A 24,037-nucleotide genomic window follows, 5' to 3' on the forward strand; every position below is an offset into this window, starting at 1 on the left:
CCCTGACGCTGATCGGCCTTGGCTGCGCCGCGGCCGTGGCCGCCCTGGATCGATCGGGACGCCTGGCGGCCTCACCACAGACCGCTCCGGCGACGACGTGACGCGCCTCGGGGGCGGCCCGGCCTCGCGGAGCGGGTTCCGGCGGCCGGCTACCCGTCACCGGCCGGCTCGGTGGGCGGCGCCGCGGGGTCCCACCCGCGCAGCAGGCCACGGGTGACGGCCGTGACCGCGCAGCGCTGGGCGGCGTAGGCGAGGGCCATGGTGTGGTGTTCCTCGGAGAAGTCGGCGACGGCATCGGCCACGAGGAACGGCTGCAGGTCCTGCATGAAGGCGTCACAGGCGGTCATGAGGCAGCCGATGTGGGCGTAGACACCGCAGACGATGATCTGGTCGCGGCCCATCGCGTCCATCCGGGCGCGTAGGTCGGTCATGCGGAAGGCGCTGTAGCGCCACTTGGTGAGCAGGATGTCGGACGCCGCGGGGAGAAGGCTCGCGACGATCTCACTCTCCTGCGAACCGGGGATGCCCGAGCCCCAGAAGTCCTGGAGCAGGCCGCGCTGGTGGCTGTTCTGGCCGCTGGGCTGCATCGAGTAGACGACCGGGACCCCCAGCCCGGCGCAGGCCTCGCGCAGCAGGCCGATGTTGTCGATGAGCCCGGTCAGCGGTGGAGCACCGGCGGCGAAGGGGGCGAGGAAGTAGTTCTGCATGTCATGGACCAGCAGGACGGCGCGGCGCGAATCAGGGCGCCAGGTCACCTGGTTCTCGGGAAGATCGCCTTCTCCCGGCAGCGGGTAGGAGGCGATCTGGGGAAGGGCCACGGGTGCTGTCTCCTTTCCTGTGATGGTGGGCCAGACGGTGGGTCAGCGGTCCTGGCCCAGGCCGACGGCGCGGAGCATGGTCTGGAACTTGGCGGTGGTCTCGGCGAGCTCGGTCTCCGGCACCGAACCGGCGACGATTCCCGCACCGGCGAACAGCCTCAGGGTCTGGTCGGCGACCTCGGCACAGCGGATGGTCACGACCCACTCGCCGTCGCCCGCCAAGTCCCCCCACCCGACCAGGCCGGCGTACAGACCGCGGTCGAACGGCTCGATCTCCTCGATGGCCTGGCGCGCGGCGCTCGCGGGGGTGCCGCAGACGGCGGGGGTGGGGTGCAGCATGGTGGCCAGCTCCAGCGACGTGACCGCGGGGTCGTCGAGCACGCCGGTGATCCGGGTCGACAGATGCCACATGGAGGCGGTGGACAGCGGCGAGGGTCCGTCGGGCACCGAGAGTTCCCGGCAGTACGGGCGCAGGACCTCCACGATGCTCTCGATCACCAGCGCGTGCTCGCGAAGATCCTTGTCGGAGGCGAGCAGGGCGCGGGCCCGCTCCGCGTCGACGACGGGGTCCGGGTGGCGGGGTACGGACCCGGCCAGCGGGTTCGTGGTGATCCGGCGGCCGGACCGGGAGACGAGCAGTTCCGGGCTGGCCCCCAGCAGCGTGCGGGCGGTGGCGGTGCTCGACGGCAGGTCGACCGCGTAACCGTAGGCCTGCGGGTCGCGCCGGATGAGGTTGCGCAGCACCCGCCCGACGTCGACGGGGGCACCCAGGGTGACGTCCAGGGCGCGGGCCAGCACGATCTTCTTGAGCTCTCCCGCGGTCAGCTTGACCAGTGCCTTCTCCACTCCGCGCAGGTAGTCACCGGGGTCGGGGACCGGGCCGAATCCGGTGAACGTGCCCGTGACCTGCTCGGGACCGGCGGGCAGGCCGGCCGGTGGGCTCGTCCAGCAGACGGCGGCGGGCACCAGCAGGCGTGGCGGGCGGTCGTCGCGGAAGGGGATCGCGCCCACCACCACGGGGTTGGGGTGACCTGAGCTCCTGGCGTCCCGCAGGGCGGAGGCGACGCGGTCTCGCAGGCTCGTCGCCCCCGAATCGGGGACCTCCTGGCACACCCCCCTGGCGAGCAGGGTCCGGGTCGGCGAGGTGAAGAAGAAGGTGCCGGGTTCGTAATCCTCCAGGAGGTCCGGCATTCGGGACATGGTGAGGGCGTCGTTCGGCGACATGGGGAAAAGCTCTCCTGTCAGGAGGGGATCCAGGAATAGGAGGGACCAGCGCCGGCGGGCGGCCGGCGCTGGGAGAGGACCGTTCCGCTACCGGAGCGTGGCGCCCCCGTCGACGTACAGGTCCTGCATGGTGATGTGCCTGGCACGGTCGGAGGCCAGGAAGAGGACCGCGTTCGCGATGTCCTCGGGGTCGGCCAGGCGGCCGAGAGGGATGCCCACCCGGAAGGTGGCCGGCGATCCGTCGATGGCCGCCCGCGCGTCGTGGCCGCCGGTCCACAGGGCACGCTGCATGGGGGTGTCGGTGGAACCGGGCGACACCACGTTGCAGCGGATGCCGTACGGCGCCAGCTCCAGGCCGAGACACTTGGTGAACTGCGCGGCCGCCGCCTTGGAGGCCGCGTAGGCCGACATGTTCATCCGCGGCACGCCCGCGGCGTTGGACCCCACGGTGACGATCGCCCCGGATCTACGGGGGATCATCCGGCGGGCGACCGCGCGGGACAGGTGGAAGACCCCACCGGTGTTGACGGCGAAGGTCCTGGCCCAGTCGTCGTCGCTGGTGGCGACGGCCGATCCCGAGCAGAGCACTCCGGCCACGTTGACGAGCAGCTCGATCGGGCCGAGGTCGGCCTCGACCCTCGCGACGACGTCGTCGACGGCGGCGCTGTCGGCGACCTGGCAGGGGTAGGCGACCGCGGTGCCGAGCCCGGCGGCGACCCGCTCGATCCGCTCGGCGTTCACGTCGAGCGCGGCGACCCGCGTGCCCGCCACCGTCAGGGCTCGCGCCACCGCCTCGCCGATGCCCTGCGCCGCACCGGTGACCACGGCCACTCCGCCTTCCGCCAGCATGTCCCCACCTCCGTCAGCCTCTCGCCGGTAGGCAGGCTAGTGCCATTACTTTAAGTCGCGCAGCAAAAACTTATAGTTACTTTTCACAGATCAGGCGGACATCACGGAGGTTGGTACGAACACTCCTGACCGCCGGACGTGGCGACGTATGAGGAGCGCGGGGGCCGGAGCGGTGCCGATTCCTGGGGCTTTCGCATGGATGACCAAGGGGCTGACGCGTTTGTCTTCTAGCTGTGTCACGTCAATCGTTACGGCTTATGATCACTCTTCATGACAAGCCAGGATATTTCTGAGCAACCTGCGTATATTCCCCCTATTTCGCAAGACACTCCTCCGGCAGCTCCGACAGATCCATCGGAAGAGGAGGAAGGCAGTGGTGTCCTGGAGATGATCGAGCGCATCGGCTCGGTCGTCGTCCCGATCGGCGTCGCGCTCTACGCCGTGCTCTACCTCGGCGTGCAGTCGATGTACGAGGTGTTCGAGATCAGCCCGGAGCAGGCGGGGATCGACCAGTCCGTCCTGCTCGGCCGGCTGATGGGCACCCTGATCCTGCTGCTGCTGGTCGTCCTGCCGCTGCTCGGCGTCATCGTCGGGGTGATCTGGCTGGCCGACAAGGTGACCTTCGGCACAGTCGGCAAGCTCGCGAACGCCGTACGGCGGCGGCCCTGGCTGATCGCTGTGATCGCCGCGCTGTGGTGCGGCGCGACCTACTGGGGCCTGCTCAACCTCTTCGGCGAGATCGACCTCGCTGCCAAGGTCGTCGTGGCCGTGGTGCTGGGCGTGCTGGCCTTCCTGGTGCCGTTCCGGCTGCTGCGCCGCAAGCCCGTCGGCCGCGCCGGGATGAAGGTGCTCGTCGGCGCCCTCACCGGCCTCGGCCTGGGGTTCCTGCTGATCCTGCAGATGTACAGCGGGGCGATGGAGATGCGGGAGACGGGAAAGGCCAACGACCTTCTCCCCTTCGTCGGCTTCCAGGACCAGTGGGCCGTTCTCCGGAGTGCTGAGAACGACAAGCCGCTCTACGACAGCCGGTGGATGATGCTGCTCGGCGAGAGCAACGGCGCGTACGTCCTCTACGACTGCGACAAGATGGAGACCATCCGGCGCTCCATGGACAAGACCATCCTCGAATCCATCCGGCTCAACCCGGAGCGGGAGGCGGGTTTCAAGTGCGGCACCCTCGCCGAGGAGACGCAGACGGCCGAGGCCACGGGCCAGTAGGCACGATGGGGACACCCGCGTCGCCGGTCCGATCGGCCCCGCCCAGCCCGCCGGTGGCGGGGCCCGGTGTTCCGGATCCCGCCACCGGTGTCAGGACGGGGCACCGCCCTGACACGGTTGTCAAGTGTCAGGACGGCGTGCCGTCCGCGCCGCACTTGATGATCGGGCGGATGCAGTCGCGCAGGCGGCGCTCCATCTCGGCCGGGGGCCAGGCGTTGAAGAAGTCGCCGTGCATCGTGTATCCGCGCCCGGATGCCAGCCGCAGCTGTGCCGGGTCACCGCTGACCGGGTACCTCAGCACCTGGCGTAGCTTCGGCACCGGCACCGGGTGCGAGGCGGGACAGGCCCCGCCCACCGGGTAGGCCATGTGGCTCTTGTGGTCGGCCGAGTCCAGGTCCCTGCCGTTCCAGCACTGCGGGAAGTCCAGGTAGGACTCCAGCATCGTGCCCGCCGGGCAGTTGACGAAGTCCTTGGAGGACCCCACGTGCCCGGCGTGCAGGCACGACCAGCGTGCGTTGCTGCTGGGGTCGTCGATCCCGGTCGCCTTGGCGTTGCCCGCGACGATCCGCAGGCCCAGGGGCAGCGGCTGGGTCCGCGCGATGATGTCGTCGCGGACGCCCTCACCCAGGTAGTAGAACGTGGTGCCGGTGGGTTCCACCGGGGTGTTGCCGTTGTAGAGGGTCGGCACCCAGTACGACGACAGGTCGACGCGCGGGTTGCAGTTGCTGGGAGAGCTCTGCAGGGACGCCAGCGTCGTGTGGGCGTTGGTGGAGGTGCTGCCGAAGAAGCTGTGCATGTGCGACGCGCCGGGAAGTCCCGGGAAGACGATCGGGTCGTCGGGCAGGCGATGGCTGAACGGGCAGTCGGCGAGGAACTCCGCCACCCGGACGACCGCCGCGGACGAGCCGGCGGCCTGCGGGGTGTGCAGGACGAGGGACGTGCCCAGGAGCGCCAGCAGTGTGGTCATCAGGGTCAGCGGGCGTAACCGGCGTCGGAGGCCGGCCGGGGAGAGTGCCGGGTGCATGGGTGACTCCTTTGGGAGGTCCCCCGGTACGGCTCGCCGAGCCGTACCGGGGAGCGGTGGAGTTACTGGTAGACGCGTACGTAGTCGACGAGCATCTGCTTGGGGAAACCCGTGCTCGCGTCCGGCGGTCCTGGCCAGTCGCCGCCGACCGCGAGGTTGAGGATGATGTAGAAGGGGTGGTCGAAGACCCACGGGCCCCGGGTCGCCTCGACCTGGTCCTTGCTGATGGTGAAGACCGTCCGGCCGTCCAGGGTGTAGACGATGCCCTTGCTGTCCCAGTTGGCGGCCCAGACGTGGAAGTCGTCGGAGAAGTCCGCGCCTGTCGGCAGCGTGTACGGGCTGCCGACACCGCCGCCGCCGTTGTAGGCGGGTGCGTGGACCGTCGAGTAGGCGGTCTTGACGTCCTTGCCGAGGACCTCCAGGATGTCGATCTCGCCGTTGTACGGCCACGGCCTGCCGGTGAGGAAGTCGGCGCCCATCATCCAGAACGCCGGCCACAGGCCGTTGCCCTTCGGGACCTTGACCCGGGCCTCGACCCTGCCGTAGGTGAAGGTGAACTTGCCGCCGGTGTTGATCCGGCCCGAAGTGTACTGGCAGGTCCCGCCCGGGCACGCCGACCCCGGGGTGGCCTCCTGCCGGGCCGTGATGGCGAGGTTGCCGTTGCCGTCCATCGCGGTGTTGTTGGGGTTGTAGTACTCCAGCTCGTTGTTCGGGCCGGTTCCCGGGTCCTGGGTCCACTTGGCCGCGTCGGGCCTGGTCCCCGCCGCGCCGTTGAACTCGTCACTCCAGACCAGCCTTGGCGGGTTGGCCGGGTCGGGCGGGAGCGGCGGCGGGGTGATGGGGGCGCCGCCGGTGCCCCAGACCTGGAACTCCCACAGTGAGTAGCCGTAGGGAGTGGCCCGCTGGGTGCCGTACATCCGCACGTAACGGCCGGTCCCGTCGACGTTCAGCGTCTGCTTGAAGCCGGTGCCGGTGGTCGTGGAGTAGATCGGCGTCCAGGTGGTCCCGTTCGCGGAAACCTGGATCTCGAACGCCTTGGCGTAGGCCGGATCCCACTGCAGCACGACCTTCTTGATCTGCGCGGTCGCGCCGAGGTCGACGGAGATCCAGGCCGGGTCGACCCAGCCGGTGGTGGAACTGGTCGCCCAGCGGGAGGCCGGGTCGCGGTCGAACGCCCTGGCCGGGGTGCACTCCCAGCAGTTCCCGTCGTGCTGGGAGCTGGAGGCCGCACCTGGCCTGCCGTAGGACAGCAGCTTGAGCGCGCCCGGGTCGGGGTCCGGGCCGGTGGAACCGATGGTGCCGTAGACCTGGAACTCCCACAGCGAGTAGCCGTACTGGGTGGAGCGCTGGGTGCCGTACATCCGCACGTAACGGCCGGATCCGTTGACCGCCAGCGTCTGGTCGCCGCCGGTGCCGGTGGTCGTGGAGTAGATCGGCGTCCAGGTGGTGCCGTTGGGCGAGGTCTGGATCTCAAAGGCCCTGCCGTAGGCGGTCTCCCACTTCAGCGACACCTGCGTGATGGTCGCGGTGGCACCGAGGTCGACCTGGATCCACTGCGGATCGGCGAACGCGCTGGACCAGCGGGTGCCCGCGTCGCCGTCGACGGCCGCCGACGCGGGGAAGGCCACGTTCTCCGCGGACGAGGCGGTCACCGTCTTGCCCTGGGACAGCAGGGTGTCGGCGGCGGAGGCGGGCATGACGGCGAGACAGGATGTGACGAGGGTGACGGCCGCGGCGATCATCAGGACCACACGGCGGCCGGGACTTCGAAGCGAGGGCATGGCGTCTCCTCGGGGGACGGGGGTGCGTACCGGTACGGGTCGGGGAGCGCTCTCTCAAGCAGAGAGTGCTCTCGTCCGACAGGGCCTGTCAAGTACCCGTTTAACCAGCAGGAAACGGGCTGCACATGATCCGGCAATCAACCGCACACCTCAGGGAGCGCTCCCGCAAAATTCTTTGTACCGTTGTAAGCGGCTGTGAGCTGGAGTTAAGAAGATCTTTTTTAGGGAGCGTTTTCTCAGATTTCCTCACGGGTCGCCGAGGAGGAAAAATCGACTCCGTTCTCGGCATTGACAGAAATCTCACCTCTGATCACCCTTTGTGAGGGAGCGCTCTCTTCATGATCCTCGATTAGGCTTCTTGAAGGTGGCACCGCACGTTCCGGCACCACCGGCCAGTCAGCGGTACGGACTGCGGGGAGAAGCACATGAGACGACCCACCCTGGAGGCTGTCGCCACCCGGGCCGGCGTGTCCAAATCAACGGTCTCCAGGGTGGTGAACGGCGAGCCGACCGTCGCCTCGGACATCCGCGACCTGGTCATGCGGGCGGTGAACGAGCTGGGCTACGTCCCCAACCCGGCGGCGCGCAGCCTGGTGACCCGGCGCACCGACTCCATCGCGGTGATCGTCTCCGACCCACCGGCCGGGCTCGTCTCCGACGACCCGATGTTCTCCACGGTCGTGCGCGCGGCCAGCCGCGAGTTCGAGGCGGCGGGCAAGCAGGTGGTGCTCATGCTCGCGGGCTCGGATGACGCCCGCCTGCGGGCCAGGCAGTTCGTGGCCGCCCGCCACGTGGACGCGGTCATGCTCGTGTCGATGCACGGCGCCGACCCGCTGCCTGCGGCGCTCGCCACGACGGGCGTCCCGCTCGTCTCACACGGCAGGCCCGTCTTTCAGGTGGCCGCACCCTGGGTCGACAACGACAACGTCGGCGGTGCCGCCCAGGCGGTGCGGCACCTGCTGGAACGGGGGCGGCGCAGGATCGCCACCATCTGCGGGCCGCTGGACATGTCCGCGGCCCAGGACAGGCTGGGCGCCTACCGCGAGGTGCTGAGCGAGACCGGACGGCGCTCGATCGTGGCCATCGGCGACTTCACCCGGATCTCCGGAGCCGAGGCCATGGCACAGCTACTGGAGGACGACCCCGCGCTGGACGCGGTGTTCGCCGCCAACGACCTGATGGCGATCGGCGCCATGCGGGCGCTGCGCCGGGCGGGCCGGCGGGTGCCCGACGACGTGGCGGTGGTGGGGTTCGACGACATCGAGGCGGCCCTCTACACCGACCCCCCGCTCACCACGGTGCGCAGCCCGATGGGCGAGCAGGCCGCCGCCTCCGCCCGCCTGCTGCTCGGCCTGCTACGAGGCGAGGACGCCGCCCCGGTGATCCTCCCGACCCGGCTCGTGATCAGGGAGTCCAGCTAGCCGCCGGGAATCGAAGGAGTTCTCGCGGGCGCGGTCCGGGGTGAACGGCGCCCCATCCCTGTGGTGGGCGCCTCGGACCTTCCCGCCGCGAAGCACGGTGACGCACTCCGTCGCCCAGGAATGTCCTCAGGAGACGTCGCCCGGGAGGTGGGGCGGAACCCGCCCGCGCCCGGCGTGGTCCCTGCCCTGGAGGGCGCGGGCCAGGCCGGTCAGCCCGAGCGTGAGGCCGGCGCGCTCGTCGGCCGTGAGCCCCTCGAACAGCGCGGCGTGCGTGGTGCGCAGGTCGGCGCCGACCCGCTCGGCGGCGGTCCATCCGTCAGGGGTGAGGCGGAGACGGTAGAAACGGCGGTTGGCCGGGTCCCGTTCGCGCGACAACCACCCCCGCCGTTCCATGCCCGCAGCCAGACGGCTCACCGTGCTCTTCTCCAGGCTCAGCCGGGTGGCCAGTTCCCCCTGGGAGAGCGTCCCGGAGTCGGCGAGCTCACCGAGGGCGAACACCTCCGACAGGGAGACGCGCAGGCCACCGTAGTCATGCGGTTCGAGCAGTCCACCCGTCCTGACAAGCAGCTTCAACAGACCACGCAGCTCGTCATCGGGGAACGCCCCCCCATGAGTTGTATCGTACAACTATCTATCCTATGCTCGACAGTGCACAGTTGTGCTTTACAACTATAGGAGAGCGTCATGCGTGCCATCCATCGTGCCCGTGCGAGCCTGTTCGGTCTCTTCCACCACGGTGGCCTCTACGACCGGCTTATCAGCCGCGGATTCCGTCCCCTCTACACCAAGGTCACGGCCGACGTCGTGTCGGCGGCGCCCGCGGGGGGAACCAGGGTGCTCGACGTGGGCACCGGCCCCGGGCGGGTCCCTCTCGCGATCGCCCGTGCCTTGCCGGAACTGCGGGTCGAGGGCCTCGACCTGTCCGCCGAAATGATCGACCGCGCCCGGCAGAACGCGGCGGAGGCCGGGCTCACCGGCCGTGTCGACTTCGCCGTGGGCGACGTCGCCGACCTCCCCTACCCCGACGGTGGCTTCGACCTGATCGTCTCCAGCATGAGCCAGCACCACTGGCCGGACGCCGCCGCGGGACTGCGCGAGTTGCGCCGGGTCCTCGGCCCCGGCGGCCGCATCTGGATCTACGACTTCCGGTTCGCGTTGCGCCGGGCCGAGGCCGCCGCCCGTGCCGCGTTCCCGGGACATCCCGTCCGCCTGGAGACCGTCCGCACCAGCCGCCTGCCGATCAGGTTCATCGGCCGGGTCGTGGTCGAAACCCCCTGAAGCGCGGAATCCGGCTCGACTCCTAGCGGGCTCCGGCCAGGAGCTTCTCGGTGGCGACAAGGCGCACGCAGGTGGTCAGGCCCAGGATGGCCGACTCCAGTTCCGCCAGCTCGGGGTAGGTGGGGGCGATGCGGATGGTGCTGTCGCGGGGGTCGTTCCCGTACGGGTGGGTGGCGCCCGCGGGGGTCAGGGCGATGCCCGCCGCACCGGCCCGCCGCACCACCTCGCGCGCGCAGCCCTCCAGCACGTCGAGGCCGATGAAGTAGCCGCCCGTGGGGCTGGACCAGGTCGCCAGGCCGGTGCCGCCCAGTTCCTTGGCAAGGATCGCCTCGACCACGTCGAACTTCGGCCGAAGCAGCTCCCGGTGGCGGCGCATGTGCTCGGCCAGGCCGTCGGCGTCGCGGAGGAACTCCACGTGGCGGAGGTGGTTGATCTTGTCAGGGCCGATGGTGCGCTTGGCGGTGTGTCCGAGCAACCAGGCCACGTTGGCCGGGGAGGACCCGAAGAAGGAGACGCCGGAACCTGCGAAGGTGACCTTCGAGGTGGAGCCGAAGACGAAGACGCGGTCGGGGTTGCCGCTCTCCGCGCACAGCGCCAGGATGTCGGCGATCTCCGCCGGCGTGTCGGTGAGGTGGTGCACGGCGTAGGCGTTGTCCCAGAAGATCCGGAAGTCCGGGGCCGCGGCCGGCATGGCGGCCAGACGCCGCACCGTCTCGTCGCTGTAGGAGACACCGCTGGGGTTGCTGTACTTGGGCACGCACCAGATGCCCTTGACCTGGGGGTCTTCCCGCACGAGACGCTCCACGACGTCCATCTCCGGCCCCTCGGCGTTCATCGGCACGCCGATCAGCTCGATGCCGAACCGCTCACACAGGGCGAAGTGGCGGTCGTAGCCGGGAACCGGGCACAGGAAGGCGACCCGCGGCTCGTCGGCCCAGCGGCGCTCGGCGCCGGGCAGCGTGCCGAGCAGGGCGTGGACCATCGAGTCGTGCATCAGCGAGAGGCTGGAGTTGTCCGCGGCGACGAGCTGGGCGGCGGGCACCTGCAGGGGCCCGCTGAAGATCTCCCGGAGTTCGGCCAGGCCCTGGAGCCCGCCGTAGTTCCGGCAGTCGGTGCCGTCCGCGGCGGTGTGGCCGCCGGGCAGGTCCAGCAGGGCCTCGGAGAGGTCGAGCTGCCGCGCCGACGGCTTGCCGCGCGTGAGGTCGAGGGAGAGACCGCGCCGCACCAGCGCGTCGTAGTCCCGCCGAGCGTCGTCCCGCTGAGCGGTCAGCTCGTCGATGGTCAGTGCCGGAGAGGTCATGGGAGTCCCTTCGCCTGCTGGTCTGGATCGGCTCCGGAGGCAGCCGGCGACCGACTGGGAGGACGGTGGAGGAACGGCTCCGAAGGTGGCCGGGGTCGGTTCCAAAGGATAGAAGATCCCACCGCGCAACCGCTCCGCCGCTTCTGACCGGTCCGCTGGAGGTCACCGGCACTGGGCGAGCATGACCCTCTTGTCCGCGCGGGTGACCGGCAGGTGGTACTTCAGGGCCACCTGGGCGAAGCGGACCACGTAGGCGCAGCGGACCCCGCGCCTGGGGGGAAGCCAGGAGGCCGGCCCCGATCCGCCCTTGGCCTCGTTGGCGCCGCCGTACACCGGGAGGAGGTTGAGCGGGTCGTTGGCGATGCGCATCCGCTTGGACCGCGACCAGCGGGAGGCTCCCATCCGCCACTCGTAGGAGAGCGGGACCACGTGGTCGACCTGGATCTCATCGGAGCGCTTCTTGCTCCAGTGCACGATCCGGCCGGTGTAGGGATCACGCAGCCTCATGGAGACGACCACGCAGCCGGATCCGCGACGGTAGCGCACCTCCTCGCCGTCGCGGGCCAGCAGGTCGTCGCGGGTACGGCAGCCGTTGCGCGCGTACGGCACGCCACTGGCGGTGTCGGCCCAGTTCGCGCCGAACCTGGCCCGGCTGTAGCCGGCCTTCGACCCCATCTGCCCGACCCGGAGCCTGCTGATCAACCTGACCGCGGCACCCCGGTCTCCGGCCGACCTGACCGGCGCCAGCCCGGGCCGCAGGCCGTCCGGGTTGTCCAGCGGCACGACCCTCGCCGGCGCGGCCCTCGCGCGCGTGTCGCCGTGCGTCGACAGTGAGAAGAGCATCGCGGCGCCCAGCACCACGGCGACCACCCCCCGCGTGCCCACCCATGCCTCCAGAAGGGTCTACCGGCCCGTTCTTGACCGATTCCCGGAAATCGGTTGGTTGACACGGGGGTGTCCGCGGGTTGAGACCTGACCGGTCAGGGCTGGAAGCGGTAGCCCATGCCGGGTTCGGTGAGCAGATGGACCGGGTGTGCGGGATCGCGCTCCAGTTTCTTGCGCATCTGGGCCATGTACTGGCGCAGGTAGTTGGTCTCCTTGTGGTACGAGGAGCCCCAGACGTCGTTCAGCAGGCGGCGCTGGGTGATGAGCTTGCCGGGGTTGCGGACCAGTATCTCCAGCAGGCGCCACTCGGTGGGGGTCAGCCGCACGCCACCCGAGACGGTCCTGCCCGCCAGGTCCACCTCGTGCTCACCGATCACGAACCGGGCCGGCTCCTCCTCGGGAACCGAGGTGCGGCGCGACACCGCGCGGATCCGGGCGAGCAACTCGTCGACGCCGAACGGCTTGGTGACGTAGTCGTCCGCGCCCGCGTCCAGGGCCTCCACCTTGTCATGGCCCTCGGCCCGGCCGGACAGCACGATGATCGGGACGGTGGTCCAGCCGCGCAACCCCTGGATGACGTCCACCCCGTCCATGTCGGGCAGGCCGAGGTCGAGCACCACCAGGTCGGGGTGCCAATCCGCGGCCTGGCGCAGGGCGGCGGCGCCGTCGGCGGCCACGGCCACCTCGTACCGGCGGGCGACCAGGTTGATCCTCAGCGCCCGCAGGAGCTGGGGCTCGTCATCGACGACGAGGATGCGCGTCACGGGTCCTCCACGGTTGCGGGCACAGCCTGGGAGGGGCATGGTGCGGTCTCCGGCGGCCGGTCCCCTTCCCCGAAGCCAGGTTACGGCCGACCGAATACCCGGAGTGGGCACGGGGTCCGGCCGGATCAGAGCCAGTTGCGCTTCTGGAACGCCCGGTAGAGCAGGATGGTGCCCACGACGATCAGGGCCGTGGACACCCAGAACCCGATCGGCTGTCCGAAGCCGGGGTAGGGCACGTTCTGCCCGTAGAAGCCGGTGATCATCGTGGGCACCGCGATGATGGCCGCCCAGCTTGTGATCTTCTTCATGATGTCGTTGAGCCGGAATCCCTGCTGGTTCATATGGGCCTCGCGGACGTTGCTCACCAGGTCCCGCAGCGACTCGCTCCACTCCGCGGTGCGCAGCGTGTGGTCGTAGACGTCCTGGTAGTACGGGGTCAGCCCACGGTCCATGACGTCCTCACCCCTGCGCAGCAGGCTGCCCACGACCTCGCGCGTCGGCACCGCCAGCCGCCGGAAGCGCACCAGCTTCTTGTGCATGTCGAAGGTCCGGCGCTGGATGTGCTGCATGTCCCGGGAGCTGTTCTGGAAGAGGTCGTCCTCCAGCTCCTCGACCCGGTCGTCCACCACCTGGAGGACCTCGAAGTAGCCGTCCACGATGTAGTCGAGCAGGGCGTGCAGCAGATACGGCGCCCCGAACTTGGCCATGTCGGCGTTGGCGTCCCAGCGCCTGATCACCTCGTCGATGTCGAACTCGGGGCTCTCCCTCACGGTGACCAGGGCGTTCCTGGTCATGAAGATCGAGATCTCGATGAAGTCGAGCCCCTTCTCCGCGAGCCTCGTCGCGTAGACGGTGATGAACAGATGGCTGTCGTAGGTGTCGAGTTTGGGGCGCTGCTGGCTGTGGATCGCGTCCTCGACGGCCAGGGGGTGGAGACCCAGCTCCTCGCTGATCTTCGCCAGGTCCGCCTGGGTGGGCGAGCAGAGGTCGAACCAGACGACGGCCGATGTGTCCCCCACGTGCTCGGAGACGTCGTCGATGGGAAACCCCTCGGCTTCCAGAACCCCGTTGCGGTACAGGCGAGTGCGGTCCATGGGCGCCCACCCTAGACCCGCGCCGGCAGACCTGGAATCCCCGTCAGATCCACATCTTCAGACCTCATGCCTCGGCCGGGGGACCGGATCGCCCGGTGCCGGAGAGCCGCGCCCGCCTCCCGGCGGCCGGTCCGCCACATTCCCCGGCGGCCACGGGGATTCGCATGAATAATCCCGCCCGCCCGGGGCAGCAGTGCCTACCACAACAGCCGAAGCCTGAGGTGAGGTCACATGATAGTGCTGGGACTTCTCTTGATCGTACTCGCGGGTGCGACCGTGATCGCGGTCTCCTGGGACGAGACCGCAGCATCGACCACCACCGCGACGTTCACCATGTTCGACCGCGTGATCCAGCTCACCCAGCTGGAGCTCTTCTTCGCGGGTGTGGCCACCGGAGCGGTCCTCCTGCTCGGCCTGGGAATCATGTTCGCCGGGATGCGGCGCTCGTCCGCGCACCGGCGCAGGCTCCGTACCTCGCGCGCGGAGGCTCGTGACCGGGTCATCCGCCTGGAGGAGGAGAAGCGGGAACTGGAGCGCAAGCTCGAAGCGACCCCCGCCACTCCCGCGGCTCCCACGGCTCCTGCGGCTCCCGTGGTCGACCGTGACCGTGACGGCGTCGACGACCGTGCCGAGGACACCGCGCCCCACCCCCGGGTCGAGGTGCCCCGCCAGCCCTCCACCGACCAGCTCGTGGCCGGTCGCCACGGGCGCCCGGACCACCACTAGTCACATCTCCCCTCAGCCGGGGCTGCCCGCGGGCCGCCCCGGCTGAGACGTACCCGGGCCGCCACCGTTCGCCATGGCCGTGTTCGGAGGAGTCTGAGGGGATCTCCGGCGGCGGTGCAGCAGCGTCATGAGCCCGCCGGCCACGAGTCCCCAGAAGGCGGCGCCGACCCCCAGAATCGTCAGCCCCGAGGCGGTGACCACGAAGGTGACGACCGCGGCCTCCCTGCCCCCGGGGTCGGCGACCGCGGAGGCGACGGCCGAGGCGAACGCGCCGAGCAGGGCGAGACCGGCGACTGCCTCGATGAGCGACGACGGGGAGAGCAGGACGAGCGCCGTGGCCAGACCCGAGCCGATGCCGAGGACGATCATCGAGACGCCGGCGCTGACCGAGGCGATCCACCGGCGGGCCGGGTCGGGGTCGGCGTCGGGCCCGGCGGCCAGGGCGGCGCTGATCGCCGCCAGGTTCACCGCGTGGCCGCCCAGCGGAGCGCCCAGCGTGCTCGCCAGACCGGTGGAGACGAGGATCCCCCGCAGCGGGGGACGGTAGCCGTACCCGGCGAGGACCGCCATGCCCGGCACGTTCTGCGAGGCCATGGTGACCAGGAACAGCGGGAGCGCGACGCTGACCAGTGCCTGGACGCTCCAGGACGGGCCGGTCACCTCCACCACCGGCCGCACGTCCACCGCTCCCAGCCCCGGCCCGGTCAGGGCGATCGCCGCGACGGCGACGAGGAGGGCCACCGGGGTCGCCCACCCTCGGGCGAACCTGCTCAGCAGCGCCCAGGCGAGAACGGCGGGGCCGGCCATCAGCGGTACCTCGGCGAGCGCCCTGACCGGCGCGACGCACAGGTCGAGCAGGACCCCGGCGAGCATGGCACCGGCGATCGGGGTGGGGATGGACGCGATCCAGCGTCCCAGGACGGGGAAGAGCCCGACCGCGGTGAGGAGGAGCCCCGAGACCGCGAACGCGCCGACCGCGACGGGAAAACCGCCCTCCACGGCTCCGGTCGAGACCAGTAGCGCCGCTCCCGGCGTAGACCAGGCGATGGTGATCGGGAGCCGCTGCCGCACTCCCAGCCAGATGGCCACCACGCCGTTGGCCACGCAGAGCGCGAGCAGCCCTGACGCCGCCTGTCGCTGGTCCGCGCCCACGGCCCTGAGCCCGGCCAGGACCACGGCGAAGGAGCTGGCGAAGCCGACCACCGCGGTCACCACTCCGGCCAGCACGGGTTGAAGCAGGCGTGTCATCTGTCGGTCCTCACGCGAGGGGGGCATCGATCGTTCCGTAAACGGAACGGTTTCGGTGCTGCACGATAGCCCCATGGACTCCGAAGCACAACGCCCCGCTGTGGACGGCGACATGGCCGACATCGGGCGGCGGATCCGCCGGCTGCGTGAAGAGCGCGGCATCTCCCTGTCCGCCCTCGCCCGCGGCGCCGGCGTCGGCAAGGCCACGCTCTCCGGCCTGGAGAACGGCACCCGCAACCCCACCCTGGAAACCCTCTGGGCGATCACCGCCGAGCTCGGCGTCCCCCTGGCCATGGCCTTCGGCACCCCGCCGTCGGAGGACTCGGGCCCCACGGTCCCCGTCATGCATGGCACCGCCACGGAGGGGACGCTGCTCCAGGTCTTCGAGGACGCGGAGGTCACCTACGAGCTCTACCGGCTGGTGATCCGCGCGGGGGCGCCACAGATCTCGCCCGCCCACCACAGGGGCGTCACCGAGTACCTGACCGTCTTCGCCGGCACGCTCAGCGCGGGACCGGCCGGTGCCCCCCTGCGGGCCGGTCCCGGCGAGCACATCTCCTGGCGGTCGGACGTTCCGCACACCTACGCCGCCCTCGGCGACCAGGACGTCCACGCCAGCCTGCTCATCCGTTACCCGCGCCGCTGATCCCGGCGGCCCGCGCGGCCTCCGCCGGCGCGCGGTGACCCACTCGAATTCGTAAAATTTCCAAAAAGTAATATTTGCCGTATGACACCACGGTCCACAGCGATTCTCATCTGGGCCACGGGTGTACTGGCCTACGTCATAGCCGTATTCCACCGGCAGTCGCTGGGCGTGGCGGGCATCGAGGCGGCGGCGAGGCTCGACGTCGGCGCGGCGGGGCTCTCGGTCCTGGCCATGTGCCAGCTCCTGGTCTACGCGGGCATGCAGGTGCCCGTCGGGATGCTGGTCGACCGGCTCGGTTCCAAGCGCATGCTGGTCCTGGGGGCCATGGTGATGGCCTGCGGCGAACTCGTCTTCGCCCTGGCCGAAGGCCTGCTGCCGGGGGTCGCCGGGCGGACGTTGATCGGGTGCGGGGACGCGATGACGTTCATCAGCGTGATCAGGCTGGTCGGCCTCTCCTTCCCGGCCCGTCGCAACCCGCTGATGGTCCAGCTCACCGGCCTGATCGGCCAGCTCGGCGCGATCGCCTCCGCGGTGCCCCTCATCCACTCCCTGCACACCTACGGCTGGACGCCGACCTTCATGGGCGCCGCCGTTCTGGGCGTGGTCTCCGCGTTCCTGCTGGTCATGGTGGTGCGCGACGCCCGCCCCGAGCGTACGGGGGAGTCGCCGAGCCTGAAGGCCGCCTGGGCCGAGCCCGGCACCCGGCTGGGCATGTGGACCCACGCGGCCACCCAGTGCTCGGCCGCGGCCTTCCTGGTGCTGTGGGGATATCCCTTCCTGGTCCAGGGCCAGGGGCTGTCCCCCTCGACGGCGGGCGTGCTGCTGTCCACACTGACCCTGTGCGGCATGGTGTGCGGGCCGCTGCTCGGCTACCTCGCCGGGCGGTTCCCCTTCCACCGCTCCCGGATGGTGCTCGTCGTGATCGGTACCACCGCCGGGGCGTGGACCGCCGTACTGCTCTGGCCGGGGCGGGCACCGCTCTGGCTGCTGGTGACGCTCGTGGTGGTGCTGGCGGCCAACGGCCCCGGGTCGTTGATCGGCTTCGACTACGCCAGGACCTTCAACCCGGCCACCCGGATCGGCGTGGCCACCGGCATCGTGAACGGCGGCGGCTTCGTCGCGTCCGTGTCGGTGATCATGCTGATCGGCGTCACCCTCGACCTGGTGGGCGGGAGCGGCCCGGAGGCCTTCCGATGGGCGTTCGCCACGCAGTATCCGATCTGGGCCCTGGGCGTCGTCCAGGTCATCCGCTACCGAGGCAAGGCGCGCCGCCTGCTCTCCGCCGCCCAGGCGAGCACGTAGGGCCGGATGTCTCCCGTCAGACGATCCGGGTGAAGGGCTCGGCGAAGTGGGCGGTGCCGATCGTTCCCCGCTCCGCCCTGACCCGGTCGAGCAGTTCCACCCGCGTGGCCGCGGCCAGCTCGGGGTCGTCGTCGTAGAGGTAGGTCACCCGCGGGTTCTCCAGTTGCACCGGATGCAGCACCACGTCGCCGGTCAGCAGCAGATCGCCGACCTGGACGATCTGATGGCCGGGGGTGTGCCCCGGCGCGAGCAGCACCCGGATGCCCGGCAGCACCTCCGCACCGCCGTCCACGGCCTGCACCCGCTCGCCCAGCGGCCGGACGACGTGGTCCAGGACCGTCTCGGCCGCCGCGTCGATCTCCGCGCGCTGCAGGACGTACCGGGCGTTGGGGAAGGCCGGCGCCCCCGCGACCACCGCCCCGCCCGCGTGGTCGCTGTGCAGGTGCGTGATGACCACGGCCGCCACCTCCTCGGGGGCCGTCCCCACCCGGGCCAGCTCCGCACCCAGCGCGCCGGGCACCGGCGCCCAGCTCGACGCGGGCGAGTCGTCGGGGCCGATGCCCGTGTCGACGAGCACCGTACGGCCCGCCGCGTCGCGCAGCAGGTAGCAGTGGAAGTGCAGGATCCACTCGTCCGGCTCGCCGTGGCAGCCACCGGGGAACATCTCCCGCATCGGGCGCCGGATCGAGTCGCCCATCGGCCCCACCGCGTCACACAGCGGGAACACCTCGACCCCGGCGACCGTTATCGGCTGGTGAAGCATTCGCTCTCCTGTTCGATTGAGTGGTTCCCGCCCTCGCCATGGGGAGACACTGCTCGCATCGTAGGGACATTTCATGACAATTCAGCTGCGGCGGAACGCGAGATGATGGAGCGATGCTGGACGATGTCGTCGAACACCTCGCCTGCCCGGTCTGCGGAGGCGCTCTGACCCTTCACGACCGGGTCCTCGGGTGCGCCCTGGGGCACGGCTTCGACGTGGCCAGGCAGGGATACGTCAGCCTGCTGACCGGGTCGCGGGTGCCCGGGACGGCCGACAGCGCGGCCATGGTGGCGGCCAGGGACACCTTCCTCGGCGCCGGGCACTACGCCCCCCTTGCCGAAGCGATCGCCGGCGCCTGCCCTACCGGCGCGAAGGCGGTGGCGGACGCCGGGGCCGGGACGGGCCACTACCTGGCGCGGGTGCTCGACGAGCTGCCGGGGGCCGTCGGAGTGGCGCTGGACGTCTCCAAGCACGCGATCAGGCGGGCCGCGCGGGCACACCCCCGGCTGGGGGCGGTGGTGGCCGACGTCTGGAGACCACTGCCGCTGAGAGATGGCACGATAGATGTGCTTCTGAATGTGTTTGCCCCAAGAAACGGGGCAGAGTTTGCCCGAGTGCTCAGGGGTGACGGTGAGCTTGTCGTGGTCACCCCCACCTCGCGGCACCTCGTACCACTGGTGGAGCGGCTGGGACTTCTGTCGGTGGACGAGTCGAAGGAGCGACGGATGGCGGAGAGCCTGAGCGAACACTTCGTCGAGACCGACCGGAGCATCCACGAGTTCGAGATGACCCTGGGACACGACGCGGTCGGGGCGGTCGTGGGAATGGGGCCCAGTGCCTGGCACATGGATGCGGAAGTTATGCGGAGAAAAGTCCAAGGACTTCGTGAAATGAGCCCCGTGGAGGCTTCTTTCCGTATGTCTATCTTTAAGCACCGCCCCTGAGCAAGCCGTGTGCTTGACAGCCACCTTCGGGACGCCTGTTACTGATGTGACATTTAGTCCGAAATTCCCGGACATTACTCAAGCAATTACCCGTTGAAGACGACATACTGGACCGCAATCCGGCGAGCCCGCGACTGAACGCGTGAAGCTGACGCCTTGACGGAGGGAAGCGCCCTATGAAGGCGGAGGAACGCTGGCAGGCCAGGTTCCGCGCGCCGCGCGCGACGCTGCCTGTGTGGGCGGTCCAGGCTCCCAGCCGGTCCGTCTACCGCAGTAACGCCTCAGGGGCGTGGGAGGTCTACACCTGGGACCGCGCGGGCGGCTCGACCCGCCAGGTGACCTCACGTCCCAAGGGCACCTCACACGGCGCGCTCGACCCCACCGGACAGTGGATCTGGTGGTTCGACGACACCGACGGCGACGAGTGGGGCCGGTGGATGCGCCAGCCCTTCTACGGCGGCCCCGACGAGCCGATCGACCTCGACCCCGGTTTCCCCTGCGGCCTCGGGCTCTCGGCGACCGGTGAGGCGGTCATCGGCATGGCCAGACCCGGCCGCGGCTTCACCATCCACCTCGTCAGGCCGGGTGAGCCCGCTCGGACGATCTACGAGCACGCCGAGGCCGCCGCCGTCTCCGCCGTCTCCCTGGACGGCTCGCTGATCGCGATCAGCCACAGCGAGCACGGCGACGCCCGGCACCCCGCGCTGCGCGTGCTCCGGCGCCACGGTCAGGTCGTCGGCGACCTGTACGACGGTCCCGGCAAGGCGGTCTCCGGCCTGCGCTTCGCGCCGCTGTCCGGAGATCGCAGGCTGCTCACCCTGCACGAGCGCAGGGGCCGCCGCGAACCCCTCGTCTGGGATCCCGAGACCGGCGACCAGCGGGAGATCTGGCTGCGCGACCCGGGAGAGATCACCGCCGACTGGTACGGCGACGGCCGTTCGCTGCTCGTCGTGCGGGGTCACCGCGGCCGCACCCACCTGAGCCGCTACGACCTTCCCGGCGGCGGCTTCTTCCCGATCGAGACCCAGCACGGCGTGATCGACGCCGCCGCGCCCCGCCCCGACGGCTCCGTCGAGTACGCCTGGTCCAGCGGGGCGCACCCGCCGCTGATCCGGTCGACCAACGGCCACATGGTGATGAGCCACGGCGGCCCCACCTCACCACCGTCGGTCCCGGTCGAGGACGTGGACGTGGAGGGGCCCGGCGGCCGGATCCACGCCCTGGTCTCGCGCCCCGAGCGCGGCTCCGGCCCCTTCCCCACCGTCTTCCTGCTGCACGGCGGCCCCACCTCGCAGGACGACGACTCCTTCGTGCCGCAGGTGGCCGCCTGGGTGGACCTGGGCTTCGCGGTCGTAAGGGTCAACTACCGGGGCTCCACCGGGTACGGCTCGAACTGGCGGAACGCCCTCAGCGGCGACGTCGGGCACATCGAGCTGGCCGACGTGACCGCCGTCAGGGACGCCCTGGTCGACCGCGGCGTCTGCGACCCCGACCGGCTGGTGCTGTCCGGCGCCTCCTGGGGTGGCTACCTCACGCTGCTCGGCCTGGGCACCCAGCCCAAGATGTGGGCGGCGGGCATCGCCGCGGTGCCGATCGCCGACCACGCGGCCGCCTACGCGGAGGAGGCGGAGGCACTGCGCTCCTACCACCGCGCGCTGCTCGGCGGCTCACCGGAGGAACAGCCCGAGCGGTACGCGGGCAGCTCTCCGATCACCTACGTCGACCAGGTCGAGGCGCCGCTGCTGATCCTCGCCGGAGAGAACGATCCGCGCTGCCCGATCGGGCAGATCGAGGCGTACGTGGCCAGGCTCGCCGGGCGCGGCCACGAGCACGAGGTCTACCGCTACGACGCGGGCCACGGCTCACTGGTCGTCTCCGAGCGCATCGCGCAGATGTCGGCGCAGCTGGACTTCGCCCGCAGACACGTGAAGACCGACGTCTAGCCCCTGCCCGGCGCGAGGCGCAGGAGGGAGCCGCGGCGTGCCGCGGTGACCGACACCCCGGCGAGGAGCCGCCCGACCACGGCGGGCAGAGGATCTGCCCGTGGAACGCGGTCGGCCCCGTCAGCGTGCTCGCAGGACCACGATCGCCATGTCGTCGGCGCTCGGCTCGGGGGCGAAGTCCTGGACGGCGCGACGGATCCGCTCGGCGACCGCCCGCGCCGACAGGCCCACGCACTCGGCGAGCAGCTTGGCCAGACCCGCGTCGTCGTCGAGCAGCCGCCCGTCCCTGCGGCGCTCGGTGACCCCGTCGGTCACCGCGAGGAGCACGTCACCGGGGTCGAGGTGGACGACCTCCGCCTTGAAGGTCGCCTCGGGGAAGACGCCGAGCAGCGACTGGGAGGTCACCACCGTCTCCACGACGCCGCTGGGTCGCAACCGCAGCGCCTCCGGGTGGCCGGCGGAGACCATCGACACGTTCAGACCGCTCGGCCCGGGCGTGATCTCCCCGTGCAGCAGCGTCAGGAACCGGGCGCGGTCGCCCTCCTCGAGGATGGCCTGGTTGAGGCGGTCGAGGACGGCGGCCACACCGTACCCCTCCCGGGCGAGCAGGCGCAGGGTGTGGCGGGCCAGGCCGGTGACCGCGGCGGCCTCGGGGCCGGTCCCGCAGACGTCGCCCACCGCGAACCGCCAGGATTTGTCGCCGACCGCGAACAGGTCGTAGAAGTCGCCGCCGACCTCGTTGGTCTCCCCCGCGGGCTCGTAGACCACCGCGGGGTCGAGGCCGGGGATCTCGCCGGGCTCGTCGGGAGGGAGCAGGCTGCGCTGGAGCGCCCGGTTGGCCGCCGCCTGAGTGGCGTACAGCAGGGCGTTGTCCAGGGCGAGGGCGGCGCGGCGGCCGATGTCCTCGGCATACTGGAGCACGTCCTCGGTGAACCGGTCGGGACGTCCAAGGCACATCGCGCCCAGCGTGCGCCCGCGCGCGAGAAGCGGGATGACCAGCACCTGCGAGTCGGCGAGCTGCATGGAACCACCGGTCTGCGGGATCTGGACGGTGGCGAGTTCCTCCCGGAGCTCGTCGATGCGCCGCTCATCGGTGTGCCAGAGGTAGGCTGGGCGCTGCGGGCCGCCGCCGTTGCTCCACGTGTAGACGGCACACCAGGTGGCCAGCCTCGGCACCACGATCTGCGAGATGATCGCGGGCACCATGTCAGGATCGAGGGTGCCCGCCAGCAGATCGCTGGCGTCGGCGAGAAAACCCATCCAGATCGGCCCGCGGCTGGGCTCCTCGGCGGTCCACTCCGAGGACGGCCGCCCGGAGGAACCGGGCAGCCGGAGCCTGGCCCAGTGCGTGCGCTGCTGACCGGCGAAGGTGACACCCCACTCCTCCACCGGTACGGACGGGGCGCAGGGGCTCGGCTCGGGGGCCCATTGCTGGCGCACCTCGATCTGCAGCCCGTCGCCCAGGTGGTTCCAGACGACCTCGAAGGGGGCGTCTCCCACCTGCGAGGAAAGCTCGGCCGCCAGCCGCTCGGCGGCCGCCAGCACGGACACGGCGGCCCAGGCGGTCATCACCTCCACGGTGAACCGCCTGACGGCGGGGACAGCTGTGTGTCCCGGGGTGAAGGTCGCTGCCAAGACGGCGCGAGGAGCACTGGTCACTATTCCGTGACTACCACACTTCCCGTTGACATGGGGTCAATCGAAGGTGGGACTACACATTGCGCACCGTGACAGACTGGGGTGACTCACGGCTGCGCCCCCGGGAGTCAAGGAGGTCATATGACCACGGTCAACACCGTGTCCGACGTCGAGGAGCGACGTTACAGCGAATCGGATCTACGACCGATCCTGCAGACGCTCATCACCTGGCGCGACGGCGATTTCCGCCGCCGGGTGCCACATGCCCCGCCGGGAATCCTCAGCGAGATCCGGCTGCTGCTCAACGAGGTGGCCGACCGCCGCGAGCATCTGGCCAACGAGCTGCACAGGGTCCGCCGTGAGGTGGTGAAGGAAGGCCGCTTCGCCGAGCGTCTCACCCCCGGTCCCGGAGTGGGCTCGTGGGCCGAGAGCGTCGATTCGGTCAACTCGCTGATCGACGCGCTCGTCGGCCCGGTCAGCGGAGCGGCGGACGTGATCGACGCGGTGGCCAAGGGCGATCTGTCCCGCCGGATCGACCTTGACCGCGCTGCCAGAGGTGAGGTGCGCCGCCTCGGCAAGGCGATCAACGGCATGGTCGACCAGCTGTCGCTGTTCACCTCCGAGGTGACGCGGGTCGCCCGCGAGGTCGGCACCGAGGGCCAGCTCGGCGGCCAGGCGCAGGTGCGCGGTATGGCGGGAAGCTGGCGCGATCTCACCGAGGCCGTCAACACCATGTCCAGCCGCGTCTCGGCGCAGGTCCGCGACATCGCGGCGGTGACCACCGGAGTCGCACGGGGCGACCTGAGCCGCAAGGTCACCGTCGACGCGGTCGGCGAGATGTTCGAGCTGAAGAACACGGTCAACACCATGGTCGACCAGCTGCTGGCATTCGCCGAGGAGGTCACCCGCGTCGCCCGCGAGGTCGGCACCGAGGGCCAGCTCGGCGGCCAGGCGCAGGTGCGCGGCGTCTCCGGCGTCTGGAAGGACCTCACCGACAACGTCAACGTGATGGCGGGCAACCTGACCACCCAGGTCCGCGCGATCGCCGCGGTGTCCACGGCGGTGGCCCAGGGCGACCTGTCCAAGAAGATCACCGCCGACGCCCAGGGTGAGATCCTCCAGCTCAAGGACACCCTCAACACCATGGTCGACCAGCTGTCGATGTTCGCCG

22 protein-coding genes are annotated in these 24,037 nt (G+C 70.5%); 9 read left to right on the top strand and 13 right to left on the bottom strand.

The features are described from left to right. Window positions 1-149: 149 nt before the first annotated feature. The 3 genes from ACWD3H_RS37490 to ACWD3H_RS37500 form a co-directional block, all read right to left on the bottom strand. A complete protein-coding gene (locus tag ACWD3H_RS37490; protein WP_451958375.1) occupies window positions 150-818 on the bottom strand; it encodes an isochorismatase family protein in 669 nt (222 codons plus the stop codon). A gap of 42 nt (window positions 819-860) precedes the next feature. After that, window positions 861-2,042 carry an isochorismate synthase DhbC gene (gene dhbC / locus ACWD3H_RS37495; protein WP_451958376.1) on the bottom strand — a complete coding sequence of 394 codons (1,182 nt, stop codon included), beginning with the start codon at window positions 2,040-2,042 and terminating at the stop codon, window positions 861-863. A gap of 87 nt (window positions 2,043-2,129) precedes the next feature. Then, window positions 2,130-2,891, bottom strand: coding sequence for a 2,3-dihydro-2,3-dihydroxybenzoate dehydrogenase (locus ACWD3H_RS37500; RefSeq protein ID WP_355560153.1), 762 nt, complete (start codon window positions 2,889-2,891; stop codon window positions 2,130-2,132). Between the two features lie 387 nt (window positions 2,892-3,278). Between ACWD3H_RS37500 and ACWD3H_RS37505 the strand changes: the two genes are divergently transcribed. Further along, complete coding sequence (locus ACWD3H_RS37505; RefSeq protein ID WP_350922919.1) at window positions 3,279-4,109, top strand: hypothetical protein; 831 nt, start codon at window positions 3,279-3,281, stop codon at window positions 4,107-4,109. Window positions 4,110-4,236: 127 nt separating this feature from the next. On the opposite strand, the gene ACWD3H_RS37510 is transcribed toward ACWD3H_RS37505, so the two are convergent. Together ACWD3H_RS37510 and ACWD3H_RS37515 are read right to left on the bottom strand one after the other, a co-directional pair. Continuing rightward, window positions 4,237-5,133, bottom strand: coding sequence for a DUF1996 domain-containing protein (locus ACWD3H_RS37510; RefSeq protein WP_355560159.1), 897 nt, complete (start codon window positions 5,131-5,133; stop codon window positions 4,237-4,239). Window positions 5,134-5,195: 62 nt separating this feature from the next. After that, a complete protein-coding gene (locus ACWD3H_RS37515; RefSeq protein WP_355560161.1) occupies window positions 5,196-6,914 on the bottom strand; it encodes a discoidin domain-containing protein in 1,719 nt (572 codons plus the stop codon). A gap of 425 nt (window positions 6,915-7,339) precedes the next feature. On the opposite strand from ACWD3H_RS37515, the gene ACWD3H_RS37520 reads away from it, so the two are divergent. After that, window positions 7,340-8,335, top strand: a complete 996-nt coding sequence (locus tag ACWD3H_RS37520; protein ID WP_355560164.1) for a LacI family DNA-binding transcriptional regulator — start codon at window positions 7,340-7,342, stop codon at window positions 8,333-8,335. 126 nt (window positions 8,336-8,461) lie between these two features. Here ACWD3H_RS37520 and ACWD3H_RS37525 read toward each other — a convergent pair whose 3' ends face one another. Next, window positions 8,462-8,962, bottom strand: coding sequence for a MarR family winged helix-turn-helix transcriptional regulator (locus tag ACWD3H_RS37525; protein WP_355560167.1), 501 nt, complete (start codon window positions 8,960-8,962; stop codon window positions 8,462-8,464). 57 nt (window positions 8,963-9,019) lie between these two features. Between ACWD3H_RS37525 and ACWD3H_RS37530 the strand changes: the two genes are divergently transcribed. Continuing rightward, complete coding sequence (locus ACWD3H_RS37530; RefSeq protein ID WP_451958377.1) at window positions 9,020-9,613, top strand: class I SAM-dependent methyltransferase; 594 nt, start codon at window positions 9,020-9,022, stop codon at window positions 9,611-9,613. 22 nt (window positions 9,614-9,635) lie between these two features. Here the strand turns inward: ACWD3H_RS37530 and ACWD3H_RS37535 are convergent, their stop codons facing one another. From ACWD3H_RS37535 to corA, 4 genes are all read right to left on the bottom strand, one after another. Continuing rightward, the gene (locus ACWD3H_RS37535; protein ID WP_451958378.1) at window positions 9,636-10,913 is read right to left on the bottom strand and encodes an aminotransferase class I/II-fold pyridoxal phosphate-dependent enzyme; all 1,278 of its coding nucleotides are present in this window, start codon (window positions 10,911-10,913) and stop codon (window positions 9,636-9,638) included. A gap of 162 nt (window positions 10,914-11,075) precedes the next feature. Beyond that, entirely contained in the window at window positions 11,076-11,798 is a 723-nt protein-coding gene (locus ACWD3H_RS37540) for an HNH endonuclease family protein (protein ID WP_355612151.1), read from the bottom strand. Window positions 11,799-11,893: 95 nt separating this feature from the next. Continuing rightward, the gene (locus tag ACWD3H_RS37545; RefSeq protein ID WP_355560177.1) at window positions 11,894-12,562 is read right to left on the bottom strand and encodes a response regulator; all 669 of its coding nucleotides are present in this window, start codon (window positions 12,560-12,562) and stop codon (window positions 11,894-11,896) included. 125 nt (window positions 12,563-12,687) lie between these two features. Next, on the bottom strand, window positions 12,688-13,656 hold the full coding sequence (corA, locus tag ACWD3H_RS37550) for a magnesium/cobalt transporter CorA (protein ID WP_355560180.1): 969 nt from the start codon (window positions 13,654-13,656) through the stop codon (window positions 12,688-12,690). Window positions 13,657-13,887: 231 nt separating this feature from the next. Here corA and ACWD3H_RS37555 point away from each other — a divergent pair, with 231 nt between their 5' ends. Then, on the top strand, window positions 13,888-14,382 hold the full coding sequence (locus ACWD3H_RS37555) for a hypothetical protein (protein WP_451958379.1): 495 nt from the start codon (window positions 13,888-13,890) through the stop codon (window positions 14,380-14,382). Between the two features lie 12 nt (window positions 14,383-14,394). On the opposite strand, the gene ACWD3H_RS37560 is transcribed toward ACWD3H_RS37555, so the two are convergent. Beyond that, on the bottom strand, window positions 14,395-15,630 hold the full coding sequence (locus tag ACWD3H_RS37560) for a benzoate/H(+) symporter BenE family transporter (protein ID WP_451958380.1): 1,236 nt from the start codon (window positions 15,628-15,630) through the stop codon (window positions 14,395-14,397). A 73-nt stretch (window positions 15,631-15,703) separates the two neighbouring features. Here ACWD3H_RS37560 and ACWD3H_RS37565 point away from each other — a divergent pair, with 73 nt between their 5' ends. Continuing rightward, a complete protein-coding gene (locus tag ACWD3H_RS37565) occupies window positions 15,704-16,276 on the top strand; it encodes a helix-turn-helix domain-containing protein (RefSeq protein WP_355560188.1) in 573 nt (190 codons plus the stop codon). Between the two features lie 81 nt (window positions 16,277-16,357). Further along, entirely contained in the window at window positions 16,358-17,578 is a 1,221-nt protein-coding gene (locus ACWD3H_RS37570) for an MFS transporter (RefSeq protein WP_451958381.1), read from the top strand. A gap of 16 nt (window positions 17,579-17,594) precedes the next feature. On the opposite strand, the gene ACWD3H_RS37575 is transcribed toward ACWD3H_RS37570, so the two are convergent. Continuing rightward, window positions 17,595-18,341 (bottom strand): MBL fold metallo-hydrolase, encoded by a 747-nt coding sequence (locus tag ACWD3H_RS37575; RefSeq protein ID WP_355560194.1) that lies wholly within the window; start codon window positions 18,339-18,341, stop codon window positions 17,595-17,597. Window positions 18,342-18,454: 113 nt separating this feature from the next. Here ACWD3H_RS37575 and ACWD3H_RS37580 point away from each other — a divergent pair, with 113 nt between their 5' ends. Continuing rightward, window positions 18,455-19,285 (top strand): putative RNA methyltransferase, encoded by an 831-nt coding sequence (locus tag ACWD3H_RS37580; RefSeq protein ID WP_355560197.1) that lies wholly within the window; start codon window positions 18,455-18,457, stop codon window positions 19,283-19,285. Between the two features lie 176 nt (window positions 19,286-19,461). After that, the gene (locus tag ACWD3H_RS37585) at window positions 19,462-21,228 is read left to right on the top strand and encodes a prolyl oligopeptidase family serine peptidase (protein WP_451958382.1); all 1,767 of its coding nucleotides are present in this window, start codon (window positions 19,462-19,464) and stop codon (window positions 21,226-21,228) included. Window positions 21,229-21,348: 120 nt separating this feature from the next. On the opposite strand, the gene ACWD3H_RS37590 is transcribed toward ACWD3H_RS37585, so the two are convergent. Further along, a complete protein-coding gene (locus tag ACWD3H_RS37590; RefSeq protein WP_451958383.1) occupies window positions 21,349-22,797 on the bottom strand; it encodes a PP2C family protein-serine/threonine phosphatase in 1,449 nt (482 codons plus the stop codon). Between the two features lie 210 nt (window positions 22,798-23,007). Between ACWD3H_RS37590 and ACWD3H_RS37595 the strand changes: the two genes are divergently transcribed. Next, a partial coding sequence (locus tag ACWD3H_RS37595; RefSeq protein WP_355560206.1) for a HAMP domain-containing protein occupies window positions 23,008-24,037 on the top strand: 1,030 nt, incomplete at its 3' end.

The organism is Streptosporangium sp. NPDC002607 (assembly GCF_053592655.1).

Coding starts and splice junctions, on each gene's coding strand:
- ACWD3H_RS37570 (WP_451958381.1), top strand. CDS start 16,358: ATGACACCACGGTCCACAGCGATTCTCATCTGGGCCACGGGTGTACTG.
- ACWD3H_RS37565 (WP_355560188.1), top strand. CDS start 15,704: ATGGACTCCGAAGCACAACGCCCCGCTGTGGACGGCGACATGGCCGAC.
- dhbC (WP_451958376.1), bottom strand. CDS start 2,042: ATGTCGCCGAACGACGCCCTCACCATGTCCCGAATGCCGGACCTCCTG.
- ACWD3H_RS37585 (WP_451958382.1), top strand. CDS start 19,462: ATGAAGGCGGAGGAACGCTGGCAGGCCAGGTTCCGCGCGCCGCGCGCG.
- ACWD3H_RS37555 (WP_451958379.1), top strand. CDS start 13,888: ATGATAGTGCTGGGACTTCTCTTGATCGTACTCGCGGGTGCGACCGTG.
- ACWD3H_RS37590 (WP_451958383.1), bottom strand. CDS start 22,797: ATGACCGCCTGGGCCGCCGTGTCCGTGCTGGCGGCCGCCGAGCGGCTG.
- ACWD3H_RS37560 (WP_451958380.1), bottom strand. CDS start 15,630: ATGACACGCCTGCTTCAACCCGTGCTGGCCGGAGTGGTGACCGCGGTG.
- corA (WP_355560180.1), bottom strand. CDS start 13,656: ATGGACCGCACTCGCCTGTACCGCAACGGGGTTCTGGAAGCCGAGGGG.
- ACWD3H_RS37510 (WP_355560159.1), bottom strand. CDS start 5,133: ATGCACCCGGCACTCTCCCCGGCCGGCCTCCGACGCCGGTTACGCCCG.
- ACWD3H_RS37515 (WP_355560161.1), bottom strand. CDS start 6,914: ATGCCCTCGCTTCGAAGTCCCGGCCGCCGTGTGGTCCTGATGATCGCC.
- ACWD3H_RS37500 (WP_355560153.1), bottom strand. CDS start 2,891: ATGCTGGCGGAAGGCGGAGTGGCCGTGGTCACCGGTGCGGCGCAGGGC.
- ACWD3H_RS37580 (WP_355560197.1), top strand. CDS start 18,455: ATGCTGGACGATGTCGTCGAACACCTCGCCTGCCCGGTCTGCGGAGGC.
- ACWD3H_RS37530 (WP_451958377.1), top strand. CDS start 9,020: ATGCGTGCCATCCATCGTGCCCGTGCGAGCCTGTTCGGTCTCTTCCAC.
- ACWD3H_RS37535 (WP_451958378.1), bottom strand. CDS start 10,913: ATGACCTCTCCGGCACTGACCATCGACGAGCTGACCGCTCAGCGGGAC.
- ACWD3H_RS37505 (WP_350922919.1), top strand. CDS start 3,279: ATGATCGAGCGCATCGGCTCGGTCGTCGTCCCGATCGGCGTCGCGCTC.
- ACWD3H_RS37575 (WP_355560194.1), bottom strand. CDS start 18,341: ATGCTTCACCAGCCGATAACGGTCGCCGGGGTCGAGGTGTTCCCGCTG.
- ACWD3H_RS37520 (WP_355560164.1), top strand. CDS start 7,340: ATGAGACGACCCACCCTGGAGGCTGTCGCCACCCGGGCCGGCGTGTCC.